General features: G+C 60.5%; 14 protein-coding genes. 13 read left to right on the top strand and 1 reads right to left on the bottom strand.

The annotated features are described in order from the left end of the window. Positions 1-18: 18 nt before the first annotated feature. The 11 genes from atpG (at position 19) to KUW18_RS05195 (ending at position 14,588) form a co-directional block, all read left to right on the top strand. Positions 19-900, top strand: a complete 882-nt coding sequence (gene atpG / locus KUW18_RS05245) for a F0F1 ATP synthase subunit gamma (RefSeq protein WP_206942061.1) — start codon at positions 19-21, stop codon at positions 898-900. A gap of 42 nt (positions 901-942) precedes the next feature. Beyond that, positions 943-2,319 (top strand): F0F1 ATP synthase subunit beta, encoded by a 1,377-nt coding sequence (atpD, locus tag KUW18_RS05240; RefSeq protein WP_206942060.1) that lies wholly within the window; start codon positions 943-945, stop codon positions 2,317-2,319. Positions 2,320-2,343: 24 nt separating this feature from the next. Continuing rightward, positions 2,344-2,769, top strand: coding sequence for a F0F1 ATP synthase subunit epsilon (locus KUW18_RS05235; protein WP_206942059.1), 426 nt, complete (start codon positions 2,344-2,346; stop codon positions 2,767-2,769). A 452-nt stretch (positions 2,770-3,221) separates the two neighbouring features. Next, the gene (gene mgtE / locus KUW18_RS05230) at positions 3,222-4,595 is read left to right on the top strand and encodes a magnesium transporter (RefSeq protein ID WP_222560956.1); all 1,374 of its coding nucleotides are present in this window, start codon (positions 3,222-3,224) and stop codon (positions 4,593-4,595) included. Positions 4,596-4,805: 210 nt separating this feature from the next. After that, a complete protein-coding gene (locus KUW18_RS05225; protein ID WP_206942057.1) occupies positions 4,806-5,603 on the top strand; it encodes an undecaprenyl-diphosphate phosphatase in 798 nt (265 codons plus the stop codon). A gap of 17 nt (positions 5,604-5,620) precedes the next feature. Further along, a complete protein-coding gene (locus tag KUW18_RS05220) occupies positions 5,621-6,718 on the top strand; it encodes an FAD:protein FMN transferase (RefSeq protein WP_206942056.1) in 1,098 nt (365 codons plus the stop codon). 138 nt (positions 6,719-6,856) lie between these two features. Further along, a complete protein-coding gene (glmU, locus tag KUW18_RS05215) occupies positions 6,857-8,221 on the top strand; it encodes a bifunctional UDP-N-acetylglucosamine diphosphorylase/glucosamine-1-phosphate N-acetyltransferase GlmU (RefSeq protein WP_222162279.1) in 1,365 nt (454 codons plus the stop codon). Between the two features lie 62 nt (positions 8,222-8,283). Continuing rightward, positions 8,284-10,122 carry a glutamine--fructose-6-phosphate transaminase (isomerizing) gene (glmS, locus tag KUW18_RS05210; protein ID WP_222486899.1) on the top strand — a complete coding sequence of 613 codons (1,839 nt, stop codon included), beginning with the start codon at positions 8,284-8,286 and terminating at the stop codon, positions 10,120-10,122. 394 nt (positions 10,123-10,516) lie between these two features. Next, positions 10,517-11,866, top strand: coding sequence for a DcaP family trimeric outer membrane transporter (locus tag KUW18_RS05205; protein WP_206942052.1), 1,350 nt, complete (start codon positions 10,517-10,519; stop codon positions 11,864-11,866). A 246-nt stretch (positions 11,867-12,112) separates the two neighbouring features. Next, positions 12,113-12,943 carry a DUF72 domain-containing protein gene (locus tag KUW18_RS05200; RefSeq protein WP_222561050.1) on the top strand — a complete coding sequence of 277 codons (831 nt, stop codon included), beginning with the start codon at positions 12,113-12,115 and terminating at the stop codon, positions 12,941-12,943. 304 nt (positions 12,944-13,247) lie between these two features. Then, a complete protein-coding gene (locus tag KUW18_RS05195) occupies positions 13,248-14,588 on the top strand; it encodes a sodium-dependent transporter (protein ID WP_206942050.1) in 1,341 nt (446 codons plus the stop codon). Positions 14,589-14,976: 388 nt separating this feature from the next. Here the strand turns inward: KUW18_RS05195 and KUW18_RS05190 are convergent, their stop codons facing one another. Next, entirely contained in the window at positions 14,977-15,189 is a 213-nt protein-coding gene (locus KUW18_RS05190; protein WP_206942048.1) for a PA3496 family putative envelope integrity protein, read from the bottom strand. A gap of 336 nt (positions 15,190-15,525) precedes the next feature. Between KUW18_RS05190 and hexR the strand changes: the two genes are divergently transcribed. Both hexR and uvrD read left to right on the top strand, forming a co-directional pair. Then, entirely contained in the window at positions 15,526-16,386 is an 861-nt protein-coding gene (gene hexR, locus KUW18_RS05185) for a transcriptional regulator HexR (protein ID WP_206942046.1), read from the top strand. 115 nt (positions 16,387-16,501) lie between these two features. Beyond that, positions 16,502-18,706: a DNA helicase II gene (gene uvrD / locus KUW18_RS05180; RefSeq protein ID WP_206942571.1), complete on the top strand. Its 2,205-nt coding sequence runs from the start codon at positions 16,502-16,504 to the stop codon at positions 18,704-18,706. Positions 18,707-18,750: the final 44 nt, after the last annotated feature.

The following is an 18,750-nucleotide window of genomic DNA, read 5'->3' as shown; positions in this document are numbered from 1 at the left end:
GAACAAGGGTAGATCGCCATGGCAGTCGGAAAAGAGATTCGCACGCAGATTGCGAGCATCAAGAACACGCAGAAGATCACCAATGCGATGCAGATGGTGGCGGCGTCGAAGATGCGCAAGACCCAGGAACGGATGTCGGCAAGCAAGCCTTATGCCGAACAGATCCGTTACGTGGTGGGTCATCTCGCCCAGGCCAACCCGGAGTACAAGCATCCGTGGATGGAAGAGCGTGAGGCCAAGCGCGTCGGTTACATCGTCGTCTCCAGCGATCGCGGTCTCTGCGGCGGCTTGAACGTCAACCTGTTCAAGGCGACGGTCAAGGATGCCCAGGCATGGCACGAGAAGGGCGCTGAGCTCGACTTCTGTGCCCTTGGCAGCAAGGCCAGCAGCTTCTTCCGCAAGTACGGTGGAAGTCTGGTCGCGGCCAAGAGCGGCCTCGGCGAGTCGCCGAGTCTTGATGATCTGATCGGTAGCGTGAAGGTGATGCTGGATGCCTACGATGCAGGCAATCTGGATCGTCTTTACGTCGTGCACAACGAATTCGTCAACACCATGACCCAGAAGCCGGTCGTCCGTCAGCTGCTTCCGCTGACCGAGGACACCGCCAAGGTCGAGGATGACGACGAGAACAAACGTCCCAACAGTTGGGACTACCTGTATGAGCCGGATGCCAAGGCGCTGCTCGACAGCCTGCTCGTGCGCTACGTGGAAGCGCAGGTGTATCAGGCAGTGGTCGAGAACACAGCGTGCGAGCAGGCGGCACGCATGGTTGCCATGAAGAGCGCGACCGACAACGCGGGCAACCTCATCGATGATCTGGAGCTGGTGTACAACAAGGCCCGTCAGGCGGCCATTACCCAGGAAATCTCCGAGATCGTTGGCGGTGCCGCCGCTGTTTAAAGGTATGCAGGTTTCATTTGCAGGTTTTAGAGAGGAACCAAGATGAGCGGACGTATCGTACAAATCATCGGCGCGGTGATTGACGTAGAGTTTCCGCGGGACGACGTGCCCAAGGTCTACGACGCGCTGAAGGTCTCCGACAAGGAAACCATCCTCGAAGTCCAGCAGCAGCTGGGTGACGGCGTGGTGCGCTGCATCGCCATGGGCTCTACCGAAGGGCTCAAGCGCGGCATGAACACCGAGAACACCGGTGCGGCTATTTCTGTTCCGGTGGGCCAGGAAACTCTGGGCCGGATCATGAACGTGCTGGGCGAGCCGATCGATGAAGCGGGTGACATCGGCGAGCAGGAACGTATGCCGATCCACCGCGGAGCTCCGGGCTATGCGGACCAGGCAGCGACCAACGAACTGCTCGAGACGGGCATCAAGGTCATCGACCTGGTGTGTCCGTTTGCCAAGGGCGGTAAGGTCGGTCTGTTCGGCGGTGCCGGTGTCGGCAAGACCGTCAACATGATGGAACTGATTCGTAACATCGCCACCGAGCACAGCGGTTACTCCGTGTTTGCCGGTGTTGGTGAGCGTACTCGTGAAGGTAACGACTTCTATCACGAGATGCAGGAATCCAACGTTCTCGACAAGGTGGCACTGGTCTATGGCCAGATGAACGAGCCGCCCGGCAACCGTCTGCGCGTCGCGCTGACCGGTCTGACCATCGCCGAGAAGTTCCGTGACGAAGGTCGTGACGTTCTGCTGTTCGTCGACAACATCTATCGTTACACCCTGGCCGGTACTGAAGTATCCGCACTGCTCGGCCGTATGCCGTCTGCGGTGGGTTACCAGCCGACGCTGGCCGAGGAGATGGGCGTTCTGCAGGAGCGTATCACCTCCACCAAGACGGGCTCCATCACCTCCGTCCAGGCCGTCTACGTGCCTGCGGATGACTTGACCGATCCGTCTCCGGCCACCACCTTCTCGCACCTGGATGCCACGGTCGTACTGGCGCGCTCCATCGCCGAGCTGGGTATCTACCCGGCCATCGACCCGCTGGACTCCACCTCTCGCCAGCTCGATCCGCTGGTCGTGGGCGACGAGCACTACAACGTGGCTCGCGGTGTGCAGGGCGTGCTCCAGCGTTACAAGGAGCTCAAGGACATCATCGCCATCCTGGGGATGGACGAGCTGTCCGACGAAGACAAGCAGATCGTGGCACGGGCGCGTAAGATTCAGCGCTTCCTGTCGCAGCCGTTCTTCGTTGCTGAGGTCTTCACCGGCTCCCCGGGCAAGTACGTGTCCCTTAAGGAAACCATTCGTGGCTTCCAGGGCATCCTTGACGGCGAGTACGACGAGCTGCCCGAGCAGGCCTTCTACATGGTCGGCACCATCGACGAGGCCGTCGAGAAAGCCAACCAGATGAAGTAATCCCTCTAACCGGGAGACGTCATCATGACGAAAACCATCCAATGCGAGATCGTCAGTGCCGAAGGCTCGGTCTACTCCGGTAGCGCCGAGCAGGTGGTGGCGGCTGGCATCCTGGGGGATCTTGGTATCCTGGCCGGCCACACGCCGCTGCTGACCGAGTTGGCACCTGGTCCCGTGCGCGTGCTCAACGAAGGCCGCGAGGAGAACTACTACGTCTCCGGCGGTTTTATCGAAGTGCAGCCCGAGAAGGTGATCGTGCTGGCCGATACAGCGGTTCGCGCATCCGATCTGGATGAGGCGTCCGCCGAGGAGGCGCGCAAGCAGGCCCTGAAGGCCATGGAAGACAAGTCTGCGGAAATGGATTACACCCGTGCCGCAGCGGAGCTTTCCGAGGCCATGGCTCAGCTGCGTACCATCCAGCAGCTGCGTCGCAAGGCTGGCAAGAGCTAACCGCTCGCGCCCCGGCAAGCAAGCCCCCGCCCCCCGAGTGGTCTCCACTCGGGGGGCGTTTTTTTGCTGGGTAAGGTGGTCGCCGCCAGGGTGGCTGACGGAGCGGCTGCTGGAGCAGGGCACGAAGGGCGACGAGACGGCTTATGCATGGCCCTTGCTCATGATCCGTGCCGGTAGATCTGCGTTGCTGGAGCGCTTTTGTCACGAGAGCGTGGCATCATATCGACTTTCGTTTAATGCTCTGGGGCAGCATGCCTCCCGGCAAGAGCTGACAGCATGGCGAGTCCTCCAAGACGGCCGTGTCGCCGATCATGTCACGGCTCATGCCACTGCCCTTGCCACCGAGCACGCTGGTTGAAGCATGTTGCCACGCCCCGGGTCTGCGCATAGGCCGCACGGCACGTCGCAGCGCCACACTCAGACCTTTTTCTGTCACGCCCAAGGAGACGCCCATGACATTGACTGCTCCCTTGATGCAGCACCAGCAGGCCCTGTTGGCGGCCCTGGCGCAAGGTGACAGTGAGGCGCTGGACGCCCGCTTGCCTCAGATACGGTCGGCTGATCTGGCGGATATCCTCGAGCAGATGCTGGAAGATGAGGCCCAGGTGGATAGCGCCTTGGCGCTGCTCAAGAGCCTGCCCATGGAGCGCCAGGCCAGCGTCTTTGGACACCTGCCGAACGATGCCCAGGATGAAATGGCGGGGCGGGTAGAGGATGCCTGGTTATCGCGCATCCTCGACAAGATGGGGTCCGATGAGCGAGCCGATCTGTTCAAGGTGCTGGGAGACGACCGCAAGGAGGCGCTGCTGCGCCGCATGGCCAGGCGTGAGCGGGAAGCGTTGAAGCGCCTTGCGAGCTACGAAGAAGGCACCGCTGGTGCGCTGATGACCGCGGATTACGTGGCGATCCCGATGGGACTCACGGTCTCTAGAGCCATGATGAGGGTGCGCCAGACCGCCCCCGACGCGGAAACCGTGTATCAGCTGTACGTAGTGGATGAACAGGGGCGTCTGGCAGGCACCATGTCGTTGCGTCAGCTGATGGTGGCACGGCCCCAGGCGACCATCGATGAACTGATGATACGTGACGTCATCAGCATCAATGTGGATGCCGAGCAGGAGGAGGTCGCGCGGGTGGTGGCACGCTACGACCTGCTGGCCCTGCCGGTGATTGATGGCGACGCGCGGCTGGTGGGTATCGTGACCCACGACGACGCGCTGGATGTGGTCGAGTCCGAGGCCACCGAGGATATCCATAAGGGGATGTCCATCGGCCAGCTTGAGGGCGGGGTTTCGCGAGTGCCGTTGTGGAGCCTCTATCGCAAGCGGGTCACCTGGCTGGTGCTGTTGGTGTTCGGTAACCTGTTTTCTGGCGCTGGTATCGCCCATTTCGAGGACACCATCGCGGCTCAGGTGACCCTGGTGTTTTTTCTGCCGCTGCTGATTGGCAGTGGCGGGAATGCCGGTGCCCAGGCCGCCACCTTGATGGTACGTGGCATGGCGACCGGCGATGTGGGGATCAAGGACTGGGGCAAGCTGCTGGGGCGAGAGTTGCTGGTCGCGGGATCGCTCGGTCTGACCATGGCGCTGGCGGTGGCCCCCATCGGCGTGATGCGGGGCGGTGAGGCGGTTGCCATGGTGGTCGCCATCAGCATGATCTGCATCGTGCTGTTTGGCAGCCTGCTGGGCATGTGCCTGCCGTTCGTGCTGGACCGCCTGGGCTGGGATCCAGCGACTGCCTCTGCTCCGCTGGTGACCACCTTGATCGATGCCTCCGGTGTGGTCATCTACTTCTCGATTGCCGCCCTGATACTGACAGGCTCTTGATGGCCGTCTTGCCGGGAGCTCTGCCTCATCTTCCAGCGTGTGAACGGTGGTGACGCGCCAACAGCACGGTAGGTTGTCGGTGGTTGACCCAGGTGGGGAAAACGCTGCCCGTGGGCTCCGCTTCAAGGCTCTGGGCGGACATCCGGCGCGGCGGCGTGTATGCTCTTGCACGCGTTTGCCTGTCACCCTTTCATGCTTACGGGTTATCCGATGGATTGGCTACAGATAGTTGTACTTTCCCTGGTTCAGGGAATTTCAGAGTTCCTCCCCGTCTCCAGCTCCGCTCACTTGATTCTGGTTCCGGTGTTCAGCGATTGGCCCGATCAAGGACTGGCCTTTGATGTCGCTCTGCATCTGGGGAGTCTGGCGGCCGTGCTCATCTACTTTCGTGATGACATCCAGCGCATGATCTTGAGCTGGTGCAGAAGTGTCGCTGGCCGTGGCACCGATCAGGACGGCAAGCTCGCCTGGTGGGTCATCCTTGCCACGATTCCCGTCGGCGTGGCAGGCCTCCTGTTCAAGGACATCATTGAACAGTACGCGCGCTCCCCCATGGTGCTGGCATTCGGTTTGATCGCCTTTGGTCTGTTGCTGGGTCTGGCTGACTGGCGCTTCCGTGGGTCCCGCAGTGAATATCAGCTGAGCTGGAAAGACGCCCTGTGGATTGGCATCGGTCAGGCGTTGGCGCTGATCCCGGGTACCTCGCGTTCCGGCATTACCATTACCGTAGCGCTGTTGCTTGGCATGGGCAGAGAGGCCGCGGCACGCTTTTCCTTTTTGCTGTCGATTCCGGTCATCATCCTGGCTGGCGGGCTGGAAGCCTGTGAGCTGCTGCAGTCCGGTATCGATGTGCACTGGGGAGATCTGGCGATAGGCACCTTGCTGTCCGGCGTCAGCGCCTATCTGTGCATCCACTTCTTTTTGTCATTCATCAAGCGTATCGGCATGCAGCCTTTCGTCGTCTATCGCGTGCTGCTGGGCATCGCGCTGATCTGGCTGTTTGGTTGATGCTCAAGGAGGCCCCCATGATCAGCGCCAAGACTGTGCGACGTTGCTGGCTTTTGCCTGTGCTTGCATCACTGTTGATCGGTTGCAGCGATGAGCCCGACACCACCACGTCGGCGGTGACCCTGGAAGGTGACATCTTTGGCACCTTTTACCAGATCACCGTGGCGGATCCGCTGACCGAACAGCAGCTGGAAGAGATCGAGCAGGGCGTGCTCGACGAAATGCACGATGTCGATGCTTCCATGTCGACCTGGCGGGATGACTCCGAGCTCAGTGCCTTCAATCAGGCCCCGTTGGCTCAGTGGCAGCCGATCTCCGACGAGTTCATGGAGGTCCTGGCCATCAGCCAGTCGGTCAGCCAGCAAAGTCACGGTGCGTTCGATGTGACCGTCGGCAGTCTGGTCAATTTGTGGAGCTTCGGTCCTGAAGCCGAACCCGAACAGATTCCCGATGAGGCGGTGCTGCAGCAGCGCCTGGCCGAAGTTGGCATGGATGCCCTCGAGATTGATACCGACACTGCCCAGGCCAGACGCCTGCGCGACGTCTATGTGGACCTTTCCGGCGTCGCCAAGGGGTTTGCCACGGATGAAGTGGCGGCGTTTCTCGACCGCCAGGGCATTGCCAACTACCTGGTCAACCTGGGCGGCGAGGTCAAGGTGAAAGGCCACCGTGACGGTGGTGATGGCCTATGGCGCATCGGTATCGAGGTACCCGAGAACGGCACTCCCAAGGCACAGCATGTGGTCGGTCTGGACGATATCTCGGTAGCCACCTCAGGCGACTATCGCCATTACTTCGAGGTGGATGGCAAGCGCTATTCCCACACCATCGATCCGCGCACTGGACGGCCGATCACCCATCGCCTGGCGTCGGTCAGCGTGGTGCATCCCTCCAACGCCTGGGCAGATGCCTGGGCCACCGCCATCAGCGTGATGGGCGAGCGGGAGGGCATGCAGGCGGCGATTGCCGCGGAGCTGCCGGTCGTCATGCTGGTACGTCAAGGCGAAGGATGGGAGAGCTGGGTCAGTCCCGCCTTCGTCGAGCGGTTTGGCAGTGATGTCGTCGACAAGCTTGGTCTCAAGGTAGTGTCCCAGGACGACATCCCGCTAGAATAGAAACACTGTTCGCAAGAAGGCGCGACCAGGCGCTGACCAGACTATGCTGTCTCAAGGGCAGCGGTCCCTGCTGGTCAAGGTCATGGCGTTCTGGTCAGCCCGGATCTTTTTCTCTCCTCTACACGACAAGGAGTCACAATGAGCCTCGATGTGGTGATTCTGGCCGCCGGACAAGGCACCCGCATGCGCTCCAGCCTGCCCAAGGTACTGCATACCCTGGCTGGAAAGCCGATGGTGCGTCACGTGGTGGACACTGCGTCGGGACTTGGCGCACAGCGTACCCACGTGGTCATCGGACACGGCGGTGAGAGGGTGCGCGAGGCGCTGGCCGATACAGGAGTGGGATTCGCCCATCAGGCGGAACAGAAAGGGACCGGACATGCCGTGGCCCAGGCGCTGGGACAACTGGGAGATGGCAAGGTCTTGGTGCTGTATGGCGATGTGCCGCTGATTCGTCGCGATACGCTGACGTCATTGCTCACCCAGGTGAATGATCACAGCATGGGCCTTTTGACGGTCACTCTGGAAGATCCCAGCGGCTACGGACGCATCGTCCGCGATGAGCAGGACAATGTCGTGGCCATCGTCGAGCAGAAGGATGCCAACGACGAGCAACTTGCGATCCGTGAGTGCAACACCGGCATCATGGCCATGACCAGTGCGCAGTTGAAGCGCTGGCTGCCCGAGCTTTCCTCCGACAATGCACAGGGTGAGTACTACCTCACCGATGTGATTGCCATGGCGGCTGCCGAGGGTGTCCGCGTTGCTACCGCTCAGCCGTCGCGTCCGATCGAGGTGGAAGGCGTCAACAACCGGTCTCAGATGGCCCGGCTCGAGCGTGCCCACCAGCACAGCATCGCCGAGTCATTGATGGCCAGTGGTGTGGCCCTGGCCGACCCTGCACGACTCGATGTGCGTGGGCGTCTGAGCTGCGGTCACGATGTCTTTATCGACGTAGGCTGCGTGTTTGAAGGCGAGGTTGAGCTGGGCGAAGGCGTACGGATTGGCCCCTACACGGTGATTCGTAACAGTCACATTGGTGCCGAAAGCGTGATTGAGGCGCATAGCATCATTGACGGCGCCGTATTGGCGGGACTCAATCAGGTCGGCCCCTTCGCCCGGCTGCGTCCTGGCTCGCGACTGGCGGTCAAGGCCAAGGTGGGCAACTTCGTCGAGACCAAGAATGCCGAGGTCGGAGAAGGCAGCAAGATCAACCACTTGAGTTATGTGGGCGACGCTCGCCTGGGCCGTGAGGTGAATATCGGTGCAGGTACCATTACCTGCAACTATGACGGTGCCAACAAGCATCGTACCGAGATCGGCGATGCCGCCTTTATCGGTTCCAATTCAGCGCTGGTGGCGCCGGTCAGTGTCGGTGAGGGGGCGACGGTAGGCGCTGGTTCGACCATCAGCCGAGACGTGGCCGATCACAGCCTGGCGGTGACCAGGGCACGTCAGATTGCCAAGGCCAACTGGCCGCGGCCGTCCAAGGACGATGAGTGAGGGTGTCAGTGCCCTGATGCGTAGCTGCTGTAAATCATGATGTTTTTCAAGGAGTGACCCCTATGTGTGGCATCGTCGCCGCGGTTGCCCAGCGCAACGTACAGAATATCTTGCTCGAGGGACTCAAGCGCCTCGAGTATCGCGGCTACGATAGCGCCGGAATGGCGGTGCGAAGCCCCATGGGTAGCCTCGATCGTCAACGTGCCGTGGGCAAGGTAGCGGCCCTGGAAGAACGCCTGCAGGCGACGGGCTTGCCCGGTCACAGTGGTATCGCCCACACCCGCTGGGCGACCCACGGCCGTCCCAGCGAGCCCAACGCACATCCTCACCAGTCCCGGGACCGCCTGGCGGTGGTGCATAACGGCATCATCGAGAACCATGAGTCGCTGCGCCAAGAGCTCAGCGATCAGGGCTATCAGTTCGAATCCGAGACTGACACCGAAGTCATCGCCCATCTGCTGGAGCGCGAGTCGCGCCGCGACGGCAATCTCTTGAGTGCGTTTCAGCGGGTTGTCGCCGGGCTGGATGGTGCTTACGCGCTGGCGGTCATGGCGGTGGATGAGCCGGGGGTCGTGGTGGGAGCACGCAAGGGCAGCCCTCTGGTGGTGGGGGTCGGTATCGACGAGGCGTTCCTGGCCTCTGATCCGCTGGCGCTGTTGCCAGTCACCGATCGCTTCATCTATCTGCTCGAGGGAGATGTGGTCAGGCTGTCGGGTGACGGTCAGATTGAGCTGTTTGATGCCGACGGCGTTGCGGTTCAGCGTGAGATCCACACCTTCGAGCACGGTGATGGAGCGGCCAGCAAGGGCGCCTACCGTCACTTCATGCTCAAGGAGATTCACGAGCAGCCGGAGGTGATCGCCGCCGCTCTGGAAGGGCGTCTGGGGGATCGCAGCGTGCTGGTGGAAAGTTTCGGTCCCGATGCCGAGCGCCTGTTCAAGGACGTTCGCCAGATTCACATCGTGGCCTGTGGTACCAGCTACCATGCGGGAATGGTGGCGCGGTACTGGCTGGAGCGCTACACCAATGTGCCCGTGCAGGTGGAGGTGGCGTCCGAGTATCGCTACCGTCAGGTAGTGGTTCCCCAAGGTACCCTGTTCGTGACGCTCTCCCAGTCGGGGGAGACGGCGGATACCCTGGCCGCCATGCGCTTTGCCATGCAGCAGCAGAACTACCTGGGTAGCCTGGGGATCTGTAACGTGCCGGGGAGTTCGCTGGTACGTGAGGCCGACCTGACCCTGATGACCCAGGCGGGTCCCGAGATCGGCGTGGCCTCTACCAAGGCCTTCACCACCCAGCTGACGGCGCTGATGCTGTTTGCGCTGGCGCTGGGACGGGTGCGTGGCATGGACGAGGGCGAACAGGCCGAGATCGTCGATGCCCTGCGTTCGCTGCCCACCCTGTGCAGCCAGGTACTGGGTCTCGACCGGGACATCGAGGCCATGTCCATGGCCTTTGCCGAAAAGCATCATGCGCTGTTCCTGGGCCGTGGTGCCCACTTCCCCATCGCCCAGGAAGGTGCGCTCAAGCTCAAGGAAATCTCCTACATTCACGCCGAGGCCTATCCGGCGGGCGAGCTCAAGCATGGCCCGTTGGCACTGGTGGACAGCGACATGCCGGTGATCTCGGTAGCCCCCAACGACGAGCTGCTCGACAAGCTCAAGTCCAACTTGCAGGAAGTCAGGGCAAGGGGCGGAGAACTGTATGTCTTCGCTGACGAGAACGTGGGTCTGCATGAAAGTGACGGTATCCGCGTCCTGCATCTGCCCCATGTGCATGATGCCTTGGCGCCGATCCTCTACACCCTGCCACTGCAGCTGCTGTCCTACCACGTGGCGGTACTCAAGGGCACCGATGTGGATCAGCCCCGCAACCTGGCCAAGTCGGTGACCGTGGAATAGCCACGGGGCCAGCGGTAAGCCACAAGAGTGGTTCTCTACCATAGACAAGCGACGGCGCCGAACACTCAGTGTTCGGCGCCGTCGCTTCGAGAGGCCGTTAACGTTTCGCATCCACTGCACAACACTCTTCGATATGTGTGCAATGGCGTGCATTGCGAACTGCTGCGGTGCAGAAAATGTGTCTTTGACGTAAGGCTAGTTCCCTGAAAATAGGGATAAAATCCTCTCTAGTGTGCCAATAGATGCCATTATGTGCTTAGCCTTATTGAGCACATAATCAAACACCATGGATGCATCTTCGTTCCTATAGTCGCTTATCAAGCGCTTGTGATGTTGGCCGGTAGCGGTGAAGCCAATCTCCTGAGCCTATAACGATAACGACCGAGGACTGGCGATGATCAGACGATGCTCCAGCGGCCCCTTACGCTCCCCTGTCATGCTCTCTCCTGTGGTGCTCTCGGCTGCCATGCTGACCGGCGTTCCTGTGCTCGCCATGGTGCCTATGAAGGCCGTTGCCCAGACCACCATGCAGGAACTCAACGAGCTAAAGGCCCAGATCGAACTGCTGAAACAGCAGCAACAGGCGGCGATGGCGCTGGTCGAGCAGCAGCAGGCCCAGATCGACAGCCTGATCAGCCAACAGACCCATATGCAGCATGAGGTGGCCGAGGTCAGCGACAGCGTGGTCAGGCGCACCGACGACGGCGACTTTCTGGTGGGCGAGACGACGGTGGCCATCGGTGGTTATATCAAGGCCCAGGCGGCTTTCTCCGACAACGGTTTGAGCGACGGCAAGGCCAACGAGACGGTGACGGCTGGGCTGTTGCGTGCCACCGATGATGACAAGGACAATCGGGTCAGCCTCAGTGCACGTGAAACGCGCTTCAATATCGGCACCTCCACGCCGGTTGGGGGCGATACCATGAACACCTTCATCGAGATGGACTTCTACGGTGCCGACGATGAAGCCAACGAATTTGTGTCCAACTCCTACGCCCCCAGATTGCGGCACGCTTACTTGAGCTGGGGAAACTGGCTGGCCGGCCAGACCTGGTCGACCTTCATGGACGTGAAGGGACTCGGGGAGCTGGACGCCTTCAGTACCCATACGGGCTCCATCTTTGTGCGACAGCCTCAGCTCCGTTACACCTACCCGCTGGACTGGGGCAATCTACAATTCGCGGTGGAGAACCCTGAGGATGGCGACGACGACCAGGACACCCCGGATATGGTGGCCCGAGTCAACGTGGATCAGGACTGGGGACATGTCTCTGCTGCCACCGTCGTCCGACGCTTCAGCCTGGACGATGCCGAGGATGACGACAGTCGCTGGGGGGCCGGTTACAGCCTGACCGGGCGTTTCCCGGTGTTCGAAAAAGATGACCTTATGCTCCAGGCCAACTACGGCAACCTGGGGCGTTACATGGCCCTGGGTGCCTATCCCAACGCCAAGGTCGAGGATGGACAGCTCAAGATGGTCGAGTCCTGGGGGGCGTCCGCCATCTATCGGCACTACTGGACCGACACCTTGCGCTCAAGCGTTGCCTACTCGGCCACGGAACTCGACAGCCATGGCAGCGGCAATGATACGGACAGCTACGACAGCGTTTTTCTCAACCTGATGTGGTCTCCCTTCGCCAATACCACTCTGTCAGCGGAGTACCAGCGCTACGACCTGGATGAGGTCGACGGGGACACCTTCGATCTAGACCGCGTGCAGCTCTCTGCCAAGTACGACTTCTAGGCAAGGTTCCACCCTCGATGGCGCACCACGATGTACCCAACGGAGACCAGGGGGGCATGCAACCGTGAGAGAGGTGTCATGAAGAGCCGTCATCGCGGATGGCGTCCGGTCTCGGTAGATAAGGGAGCTCGCGCTGTCGCCGGACGATAATAGATCGGGGTGGTATCCTGTCGCCCCTGATGGCTCGGCGAGAGCAAGACCTTGTGTGAATATCCACCTGAACGCCCGCTGCATATCGGCTTGCCCATGTGGGCGAATCCCGACTGGCGAGGCGGGCTTTACGCCCCTCATGCTGGTCGCGACGGATGGTTGTCAGACTACGCCGAAGTATTCAATGCGGTGGAGGGCAACACGACCTTCTACAGCGGTGCGCCTAGGCCTGACACCGTAGATGCCTGGTCGCGACAGGCGCCTGCGGGCTTTCGTTTCTGCTTCAAGCTGCCCCAGCGACTGACCCACGGCAAGCGACTCAGGCAGGTGGGGCAAGAGGTGGAGGCATTCCTGGAGGCGCTGGCGCCTCTTCGGGACAGGCTTGGGCCCGTCATGATCCAGCTACCGCGAGACTTCGGTCCGGACGAAATCCCGGCACTGGCGCAGACGCTCGAGGACTGGCCGTCCGACTACCCCTGCGCGGTGGAGCTGCGACACAATGAGTTTTTCCACAAGGGGACCGCTGAGCGGGATATCAACGCGCTGTTGATAAGTCATGGTGTCGATCGCGTCATGCTCGACGTGCGGCCGCTGTTTTCAGGCCCACCGATGGACCATCCCGGGCTCCTCCAGGCAAGGCGCGAAAAGCCAAGACGCCCACTACATGTGCTCTCCACAGCAAATTTTCCTGTCATTCGTTACATCGGGCATCTTGACAAGGACGTTAATGAGCACTATTTCGCGCCCTGGGTACGGCAGCTATGCCTGTGGATAAAACAGGGGAAAACCCCTTTCCTGTTTGTGCATACCGCTGACAATCGTCAGGCCCCAGAACTGGCTAGAGTGCTCTACGCCAGAATCGCAAGGGAAATGGGGTGGCCAGAACTCTGCGCTTTCCCCGGAGATCGACAGAATCTGCTGCTTTGACCAATGTTGGCTGGCGTTTGTTGGTGTCATACGCTAGTTTGGTCGGCTGTTCGTCACTTGCCATGGGCCAGGGCGGCCGTCGCCTTACCTCGGACGACGACCCACCTGAACCCAACGGTCTCGACCAGCGCCCAACCGGCGTTGGGGAAGAGTGTTGTGCCGGCAGTGATCCTGCTGACATCCGTCAGACCCCTTGATTATCGGTAGTACCGTGACCCGGGCTATCGAGGACGTGGCGACTACAAACACAACGCCGTCATTGCATCCGATCGATCAATGACGACACGTATCCTCAGGGTGATTTATGTCCAAGACTACACATGCGCAGTGGTCATCGCGCTTGTCCTTCATTCTTGCTGCTACCGGCTCGGCCGTTGGTCTCGGTAACATCTGGAAGTTTCCTTACATGGTGGGCGAGAGTGGCGGTGCCGCCTTCGTTCTTGTCTACCTTCTGTGTATTGGCCTGATTGGCCTGCCTATTCTGGTGACCGAGTGGATGATCGGTCGGCGTGGGCAAAGCAACCCGGTCAATGCCATGGCCAGCGTGGCCAAGCAGGCCGGTCAGCCCAAGATCTGGGCGTTGGTGGGTATCTCCGGTGTGATCGGTGCCTTCCTTATCCTGTCGTTCTACAGCGTGATCGGCGGTTGGTCCCTGTACTACACCCTGGGTAGCGTCACTGGCGACTTCAGCGGTCAGGATGCCGACGGCATCGGCGCCCTGTTCGGTGGCATGCTGGCGAGTCCTGGTCTGCTGCTGCTGTGGCACTCCATCTTCATGTTGCTGGTGATCGGCATCGTGGCGCGGGGCGTCACCAAGGGTCTGGAAGGTGCGGTCAATGTACTGATGCCCGCGCTGGCGCTGCTGCTGGTCGTGCTGGTGGGTTATGGCATGACCACTGGCCACTTTGGCGAAGCGCTCAACTACCTGTTCAATCCGGATTGGTCAGCGCTGAACGGCGAAGTGGTGCTGGCAGCTCTGGGACATGCCTTCTTCACGCTGTCTCTGGGCATGGGCATCATGATTGCCTATGGCTCTTACCTGGGTGAAAAGGTGGATCTGATCAAGACCGCTCGCACCGTCGTTATCATGGATACCGTGATCGCACTGGGCGCGGGCCTTGCCATCTTCCCCATCGTGTTCGCCAATGAGCTTGACCTTGCCTCTGGTCCCAGCCTGATCTTCGTTACCTTGCCTCTGGCCTTCGGTAACATGGGTGGCGGCTTGATTCTTGGCCTGATGTTCTTCCTGCTGTTGACCTTTGCTGCCCTGACATCGGCCATTTCGCTGCTGGAGCCGGTGGTGGAATTCGTGGAAGAGCGTACGCCCCTGTCGCGTTCGGCCTCGACCGTCGTTGCCGGTATCGGTGCCTGGGCGCTGGGCATTGCTGCGCTGTTGTCGTTCAACCTGTGGAGCGAGCCGGTACTGTTTGGCCTTGGCGTTTTCGATCTGCTCGATAAGCTGACCAGCAAGTTCATGCTGCCGTTGACCGGTCTCGGCGCCATTGTGTTCGCTGGCTGGTTCCTCAGCCGCGAGGGTGTCGCAGAAGATCTGGGCCTGTCCGGCGGCAAGGAAATGGTGTGGGTGGCTCTCACCCGTGTTGTCGCGCCCATCGGCGTTATCGTGGTGTTTATCTCGAGCCTGTAAGCCGCTCGTCAGATCGGCGTCGCTGTGGCGTCGATCGACTCTGTGCTTTCAAGACCCGGCCTTGTGCCGGGTCTTGGCGTTTTCGCCGATCTCTTTCGATGGCCTGCCGTGCATTGTGGGGCTGAAGACACATCGCAAGCGCACCGAGCCGCGTTTGGCCAGGGCTTTGGTTAATAGGGCTTTGGTTAACTGGGCTCGAGCTGGGCAGGGTTCGTCGTGAGTAGGCGGGAGACGCTGCCACGCCCATTTTTTAGGGCGGAGCCGATCACCTGCCCTCGTGGCGGGGCAAGATGGGGAATGGCATGTCCAGAGAGGACGTTGCCATTCATTGTCGTCAGGCAGGAACGTCGGTGGTGGCAGGCCTGCCTGATCTGATGGGGCTGTCTAGCTAGTGCATTTCGTCTTCGTTGCCGTCTTCCGGCAATTCGGCGATGTCTTCAGAAAGGCGCTTGAATTCTCGATGCAGCTCGATGCCGCGGCGGGCCCTGAGGTTACGCTGGGCCGCGCTACGGGAGCGCTTCTCGTGTTCGGCGACTTCCATGCTCATGAAGATGTCGAGGAGTTCACTCTTTACGGAGGTTAACCGTTCGACATTACGCATGATCGACTCTCCTATGCAGTGAATGTGCCGGCATCCAGGACGCTGCGCGACACTGCCCTTTTACTATACCCCAGTTGACAAAAAGATGACGGTGTGGATGTCAATTCTGTAACGCTCTGCCAACGCTTGAGAAAAAAGTGCCTTTGTTCAAACCATTGGCCTCTATCAGGGGGATGTCGATTGGTTGGGCAATCCTCGTCGGCATCGGGCATACTGGAATGCAACACCGGCCCGACAGCCATGGAGCTGTATGTCATGCTGCCATGCACGATGTCGGGCGGGACAAGGCTCAAGGCCTGCTACCTCGGGGCCTCCCGTCAGTCAAAGGAGTAAAGGGTGAGTCGCGCGCTGTTTGATGAAATGCGACGTCGCATGGAACACTTCCGGCGGTCAGAGCAGAAGGTGGCACGCTTCGTTCTGCGTAACCCCGATGAAGTTATCCACATGCGTATCGTCGATCTTGCCACTGAGGCAAAGGTCAGCGAGCCCACGGTCGTGCGCTTCTGTCGCGCACTTGGCTGTGACGGGTTTCAGGATTTCAAGCTGAAGCTAGCGCAGATGCTGGCGTCAGGTAGCCAGTTCGCTCAATTCTCGATGAATGACAGCGACTCCGTGGCCGAATTCTCCCACAGCATCTTCGACTCGACGGTGGGCACCCTGCTGTCGATTCGCGATCGCCTGGACAATGATGCGTTGAACAGGACCATCAACGCGCTGGCCATGGCCAATCGTGTCGAGTTCTATGGTTTCGGCGCGTCTGGTGCAGTGGCCTTCGATGCGCAGCACAAGTTTTTCCGGCTGCAGATTTCTACCGCTGCCTATGCCGACCCCCATATGCAGAACATGTCGGCGGTGACGCTCAAGGAAGGCGACGTGGTGGTGGCCATTTCCCAGACCGGGCGTACCCGCGCCCTGGTCGCCAGCGTCAAGCTGGCACGGGAGGCGGGAGCCACCGTGGTCGGCCTTTGCCCGAGCGGATCGCCGCTGGCGGATGAGGTAGACCTGCCGCTGTTTATCGATGTGCTCGAAGACACAGAAATTTATACGCCGATGAGCTCGCGAATTGCGCACCTGGTGCTGATCGACGTGTTGGCGGTAGGTGTCGCCAAGACCCGAGGTCCCAAGTTGGCCGAACAGCTCAAGGCGGTAAAGCGTAGCCTGAACCCGTTGCGTTATCCCGAATCCGACTCATCTTGACGCGCACAAGCGGAGACTGACGACCCGCGCCTTGGGGTCGATGGTCTGCTGTCCTTTTATCCAGCATCGCTATGGTAGACTGGGCGCCCACTTTCTCTCCAGCGGTGCCTTCTCCATGGACGACGTCACGGCGATCATTGACGGCCTCAATTCGGCGCAGCACGAGGCGGTATGCGCTCCTCAGGGCAACATGCTGGTGCTCGCCGGCGCGGGCTCCGGCAAGACCCGCGTGCTGGTGCATCGTATCGCCTGGCTGATGCAGGCCGAGGGGCTGTCACCCTACGCCGTATTGGCGGTGACCTTCACCAACAAGGCCGCCAGGGAGATGCGCACGCGTCTTGAGGCCCTTCTGGGACTCTCGCTGAGGCATGTCTGGGTGGGCACCTTCCACTCGATTGCCCATCGCTTGCTGCGTACTCACTGGCAGGATGCTCGTCTGCCCCAGCACTTCCAGATCATCGATTCCGATGATCAACTGCGTCTGATCAAACGCCTGTTGAAAGATAATCAGGTCGACGACGAGCGTTTCCCGCCGCGCCAAGTGCAATCCTTCATCGGTGGTTGCAAGGAAGAAGGGCTTCGGCCACACCAGGTACGTACCAACGGCGACGCCTATGTCGAGCAGATGGTATCGCTGTACGACATCTATCAGTTGACCTGTGAACGTGGTGGTCTGGTCGATTTTGGTGAGCTGTTGCTGCGCAGCCTGGAGCTCTTGCGTGACAATCCTGCATTGCTGGCTCATTACCAGGAACGCTTTGCCCATGTGCTGGTGGATGAGTTCCAGGACACCAACACCTTGCAGTACGCCTGGTTGAAGCTTCTTACTGGGCAGCGCACGCCAATGACGGTGGTGGGTGATGACGATCAGTCGATCTACGGTTGGCGTGGGGCCAAGGTGGAGAACATCCGTCGCTTCGAGCAAGAGTTTGCGGATACCAAGACCGTCCGACTCGAACAGAACTATCGCTCTACCAGCGCCATCCTTGATGCGGCCAACGCGCTGATCAAGCAGAACTCTGATCGCATGGGCAAGGAGCTGTGGACGGCTGGCAGTCGCGGCGAACCCATTTCCGTGTATGCCGGTTTCAATGATATGGAAGAGGCACGCTTTATCGTCGATACCATCAAGGAAAAGGTCGATGAAGGGTTCCAGCGCCAGGAAGTGGCCATTCTGTATCGCTCCAATGCTCAGTCTCGAGTGATCGAGGAGACCTTGATTCGCCAGGGCATGCCGTATCGCATCTACGGGGGGCAGCGGTTCTACGAGCGCCTTGAAATCAAGAACGCCTTGGCATATCTGCGCCTTTTGCTGAACCGTGACGATGACGCGTCTCTGGAACGTGTCATCAATGTGCCCGCTAGAGGTATCGGTACGCGCACAGTAGAGGGTTTGCGCGATCGTGCGCGCCGCGCGCAGGTATCGCTGTGGCAGTCCATCCATGACACCCTGGCTGATGGCTCTCTCAAGGGGCGTGCCGCCAACGCCGTGACGGCATTTGCCGACCTGATCGAAGGTCTCGACAATGACACCTCGGGGATGGCGCTTCACGAGATCATCGCCCACGTTAACCAGCGCACGGGACTGATTGATCACCACCTCAGCGAAAAGGGCGAGAAGGGCCAGGCTCGAGTCGAGAACCTGGAAGAACTGATCAATGCCGCGCGGGCGTTCTCCCAGGGCGAGACATTGGATACCGTGGAGGCTGGCGAGGGCATGGTGGCGCTCGAGGCCTTTCTGGCCGAGGCGGCGCTCAACGCTGGCGAGCACGAGGCCGACGAATTCGAAGACAGCGTGCAGCTGATGACGTTGCACTCCGCCAAGGGGTTGGAGTTCCCGGTGGTGTTTATTGCGGGAGTCGAAGAGGGGCTGTTTCCCCACCGCATGTCCCTGGAAGAGCCCGGCCGCCTCGAGGAAGAGCGCCGACTCTGCTACGTCGGGGTGACCCGGGCGATGAAGAAGCTGTATCTGACCCATGCCGAGATTCGCCGCATGCATGGCAAGGAAACCTTTCAGCGGCCGTCTCGTTTCCTGCGCGAGTTGCCCGAGTCGCTGCTGGAGGAAGTGCGTCTTCGCGGCCAGGTATCGCGTCCCGTCAGCGCGCGGCCGACGCCGCCACGCTTTGCCCAGTCCGGTGTCGAGGCCAGCGGTGACCTGCCTGCACTGTCATTGGGGCAGCGGGTTCGCCACCCGGTATTTGGTGAGGGAGTCATCCTCAATGCAGAAGGTGAGGGGGAGCGTGCCCGGGTGCAGGTCAGCTTCGAAGGCCACGGGGATAAATGGCTGGTACTCGGGTTTGCCAAGCTCGAGGCGCTGTAGCCCACTGCCGTCTTTGCCAGCTGCGCTCTTGAGCGCAGCGTCTC

Origin of the sequence: Halomonas sp. DP5Y7-2, from assembly GCF_019802025.1 — a bacterium.
GTDB lineage: Bacteria > Pseudomonadota > Gammaproteobacteria > Pseudomonadales > Halomonadaceae > Halomonas > Halomonas litopenaei_A.
The sequence above is the reverse complement of the archived record's forward strand: the minus strand, read 5'-3'. Positions and strand labels throughout refer to the sequence as shown.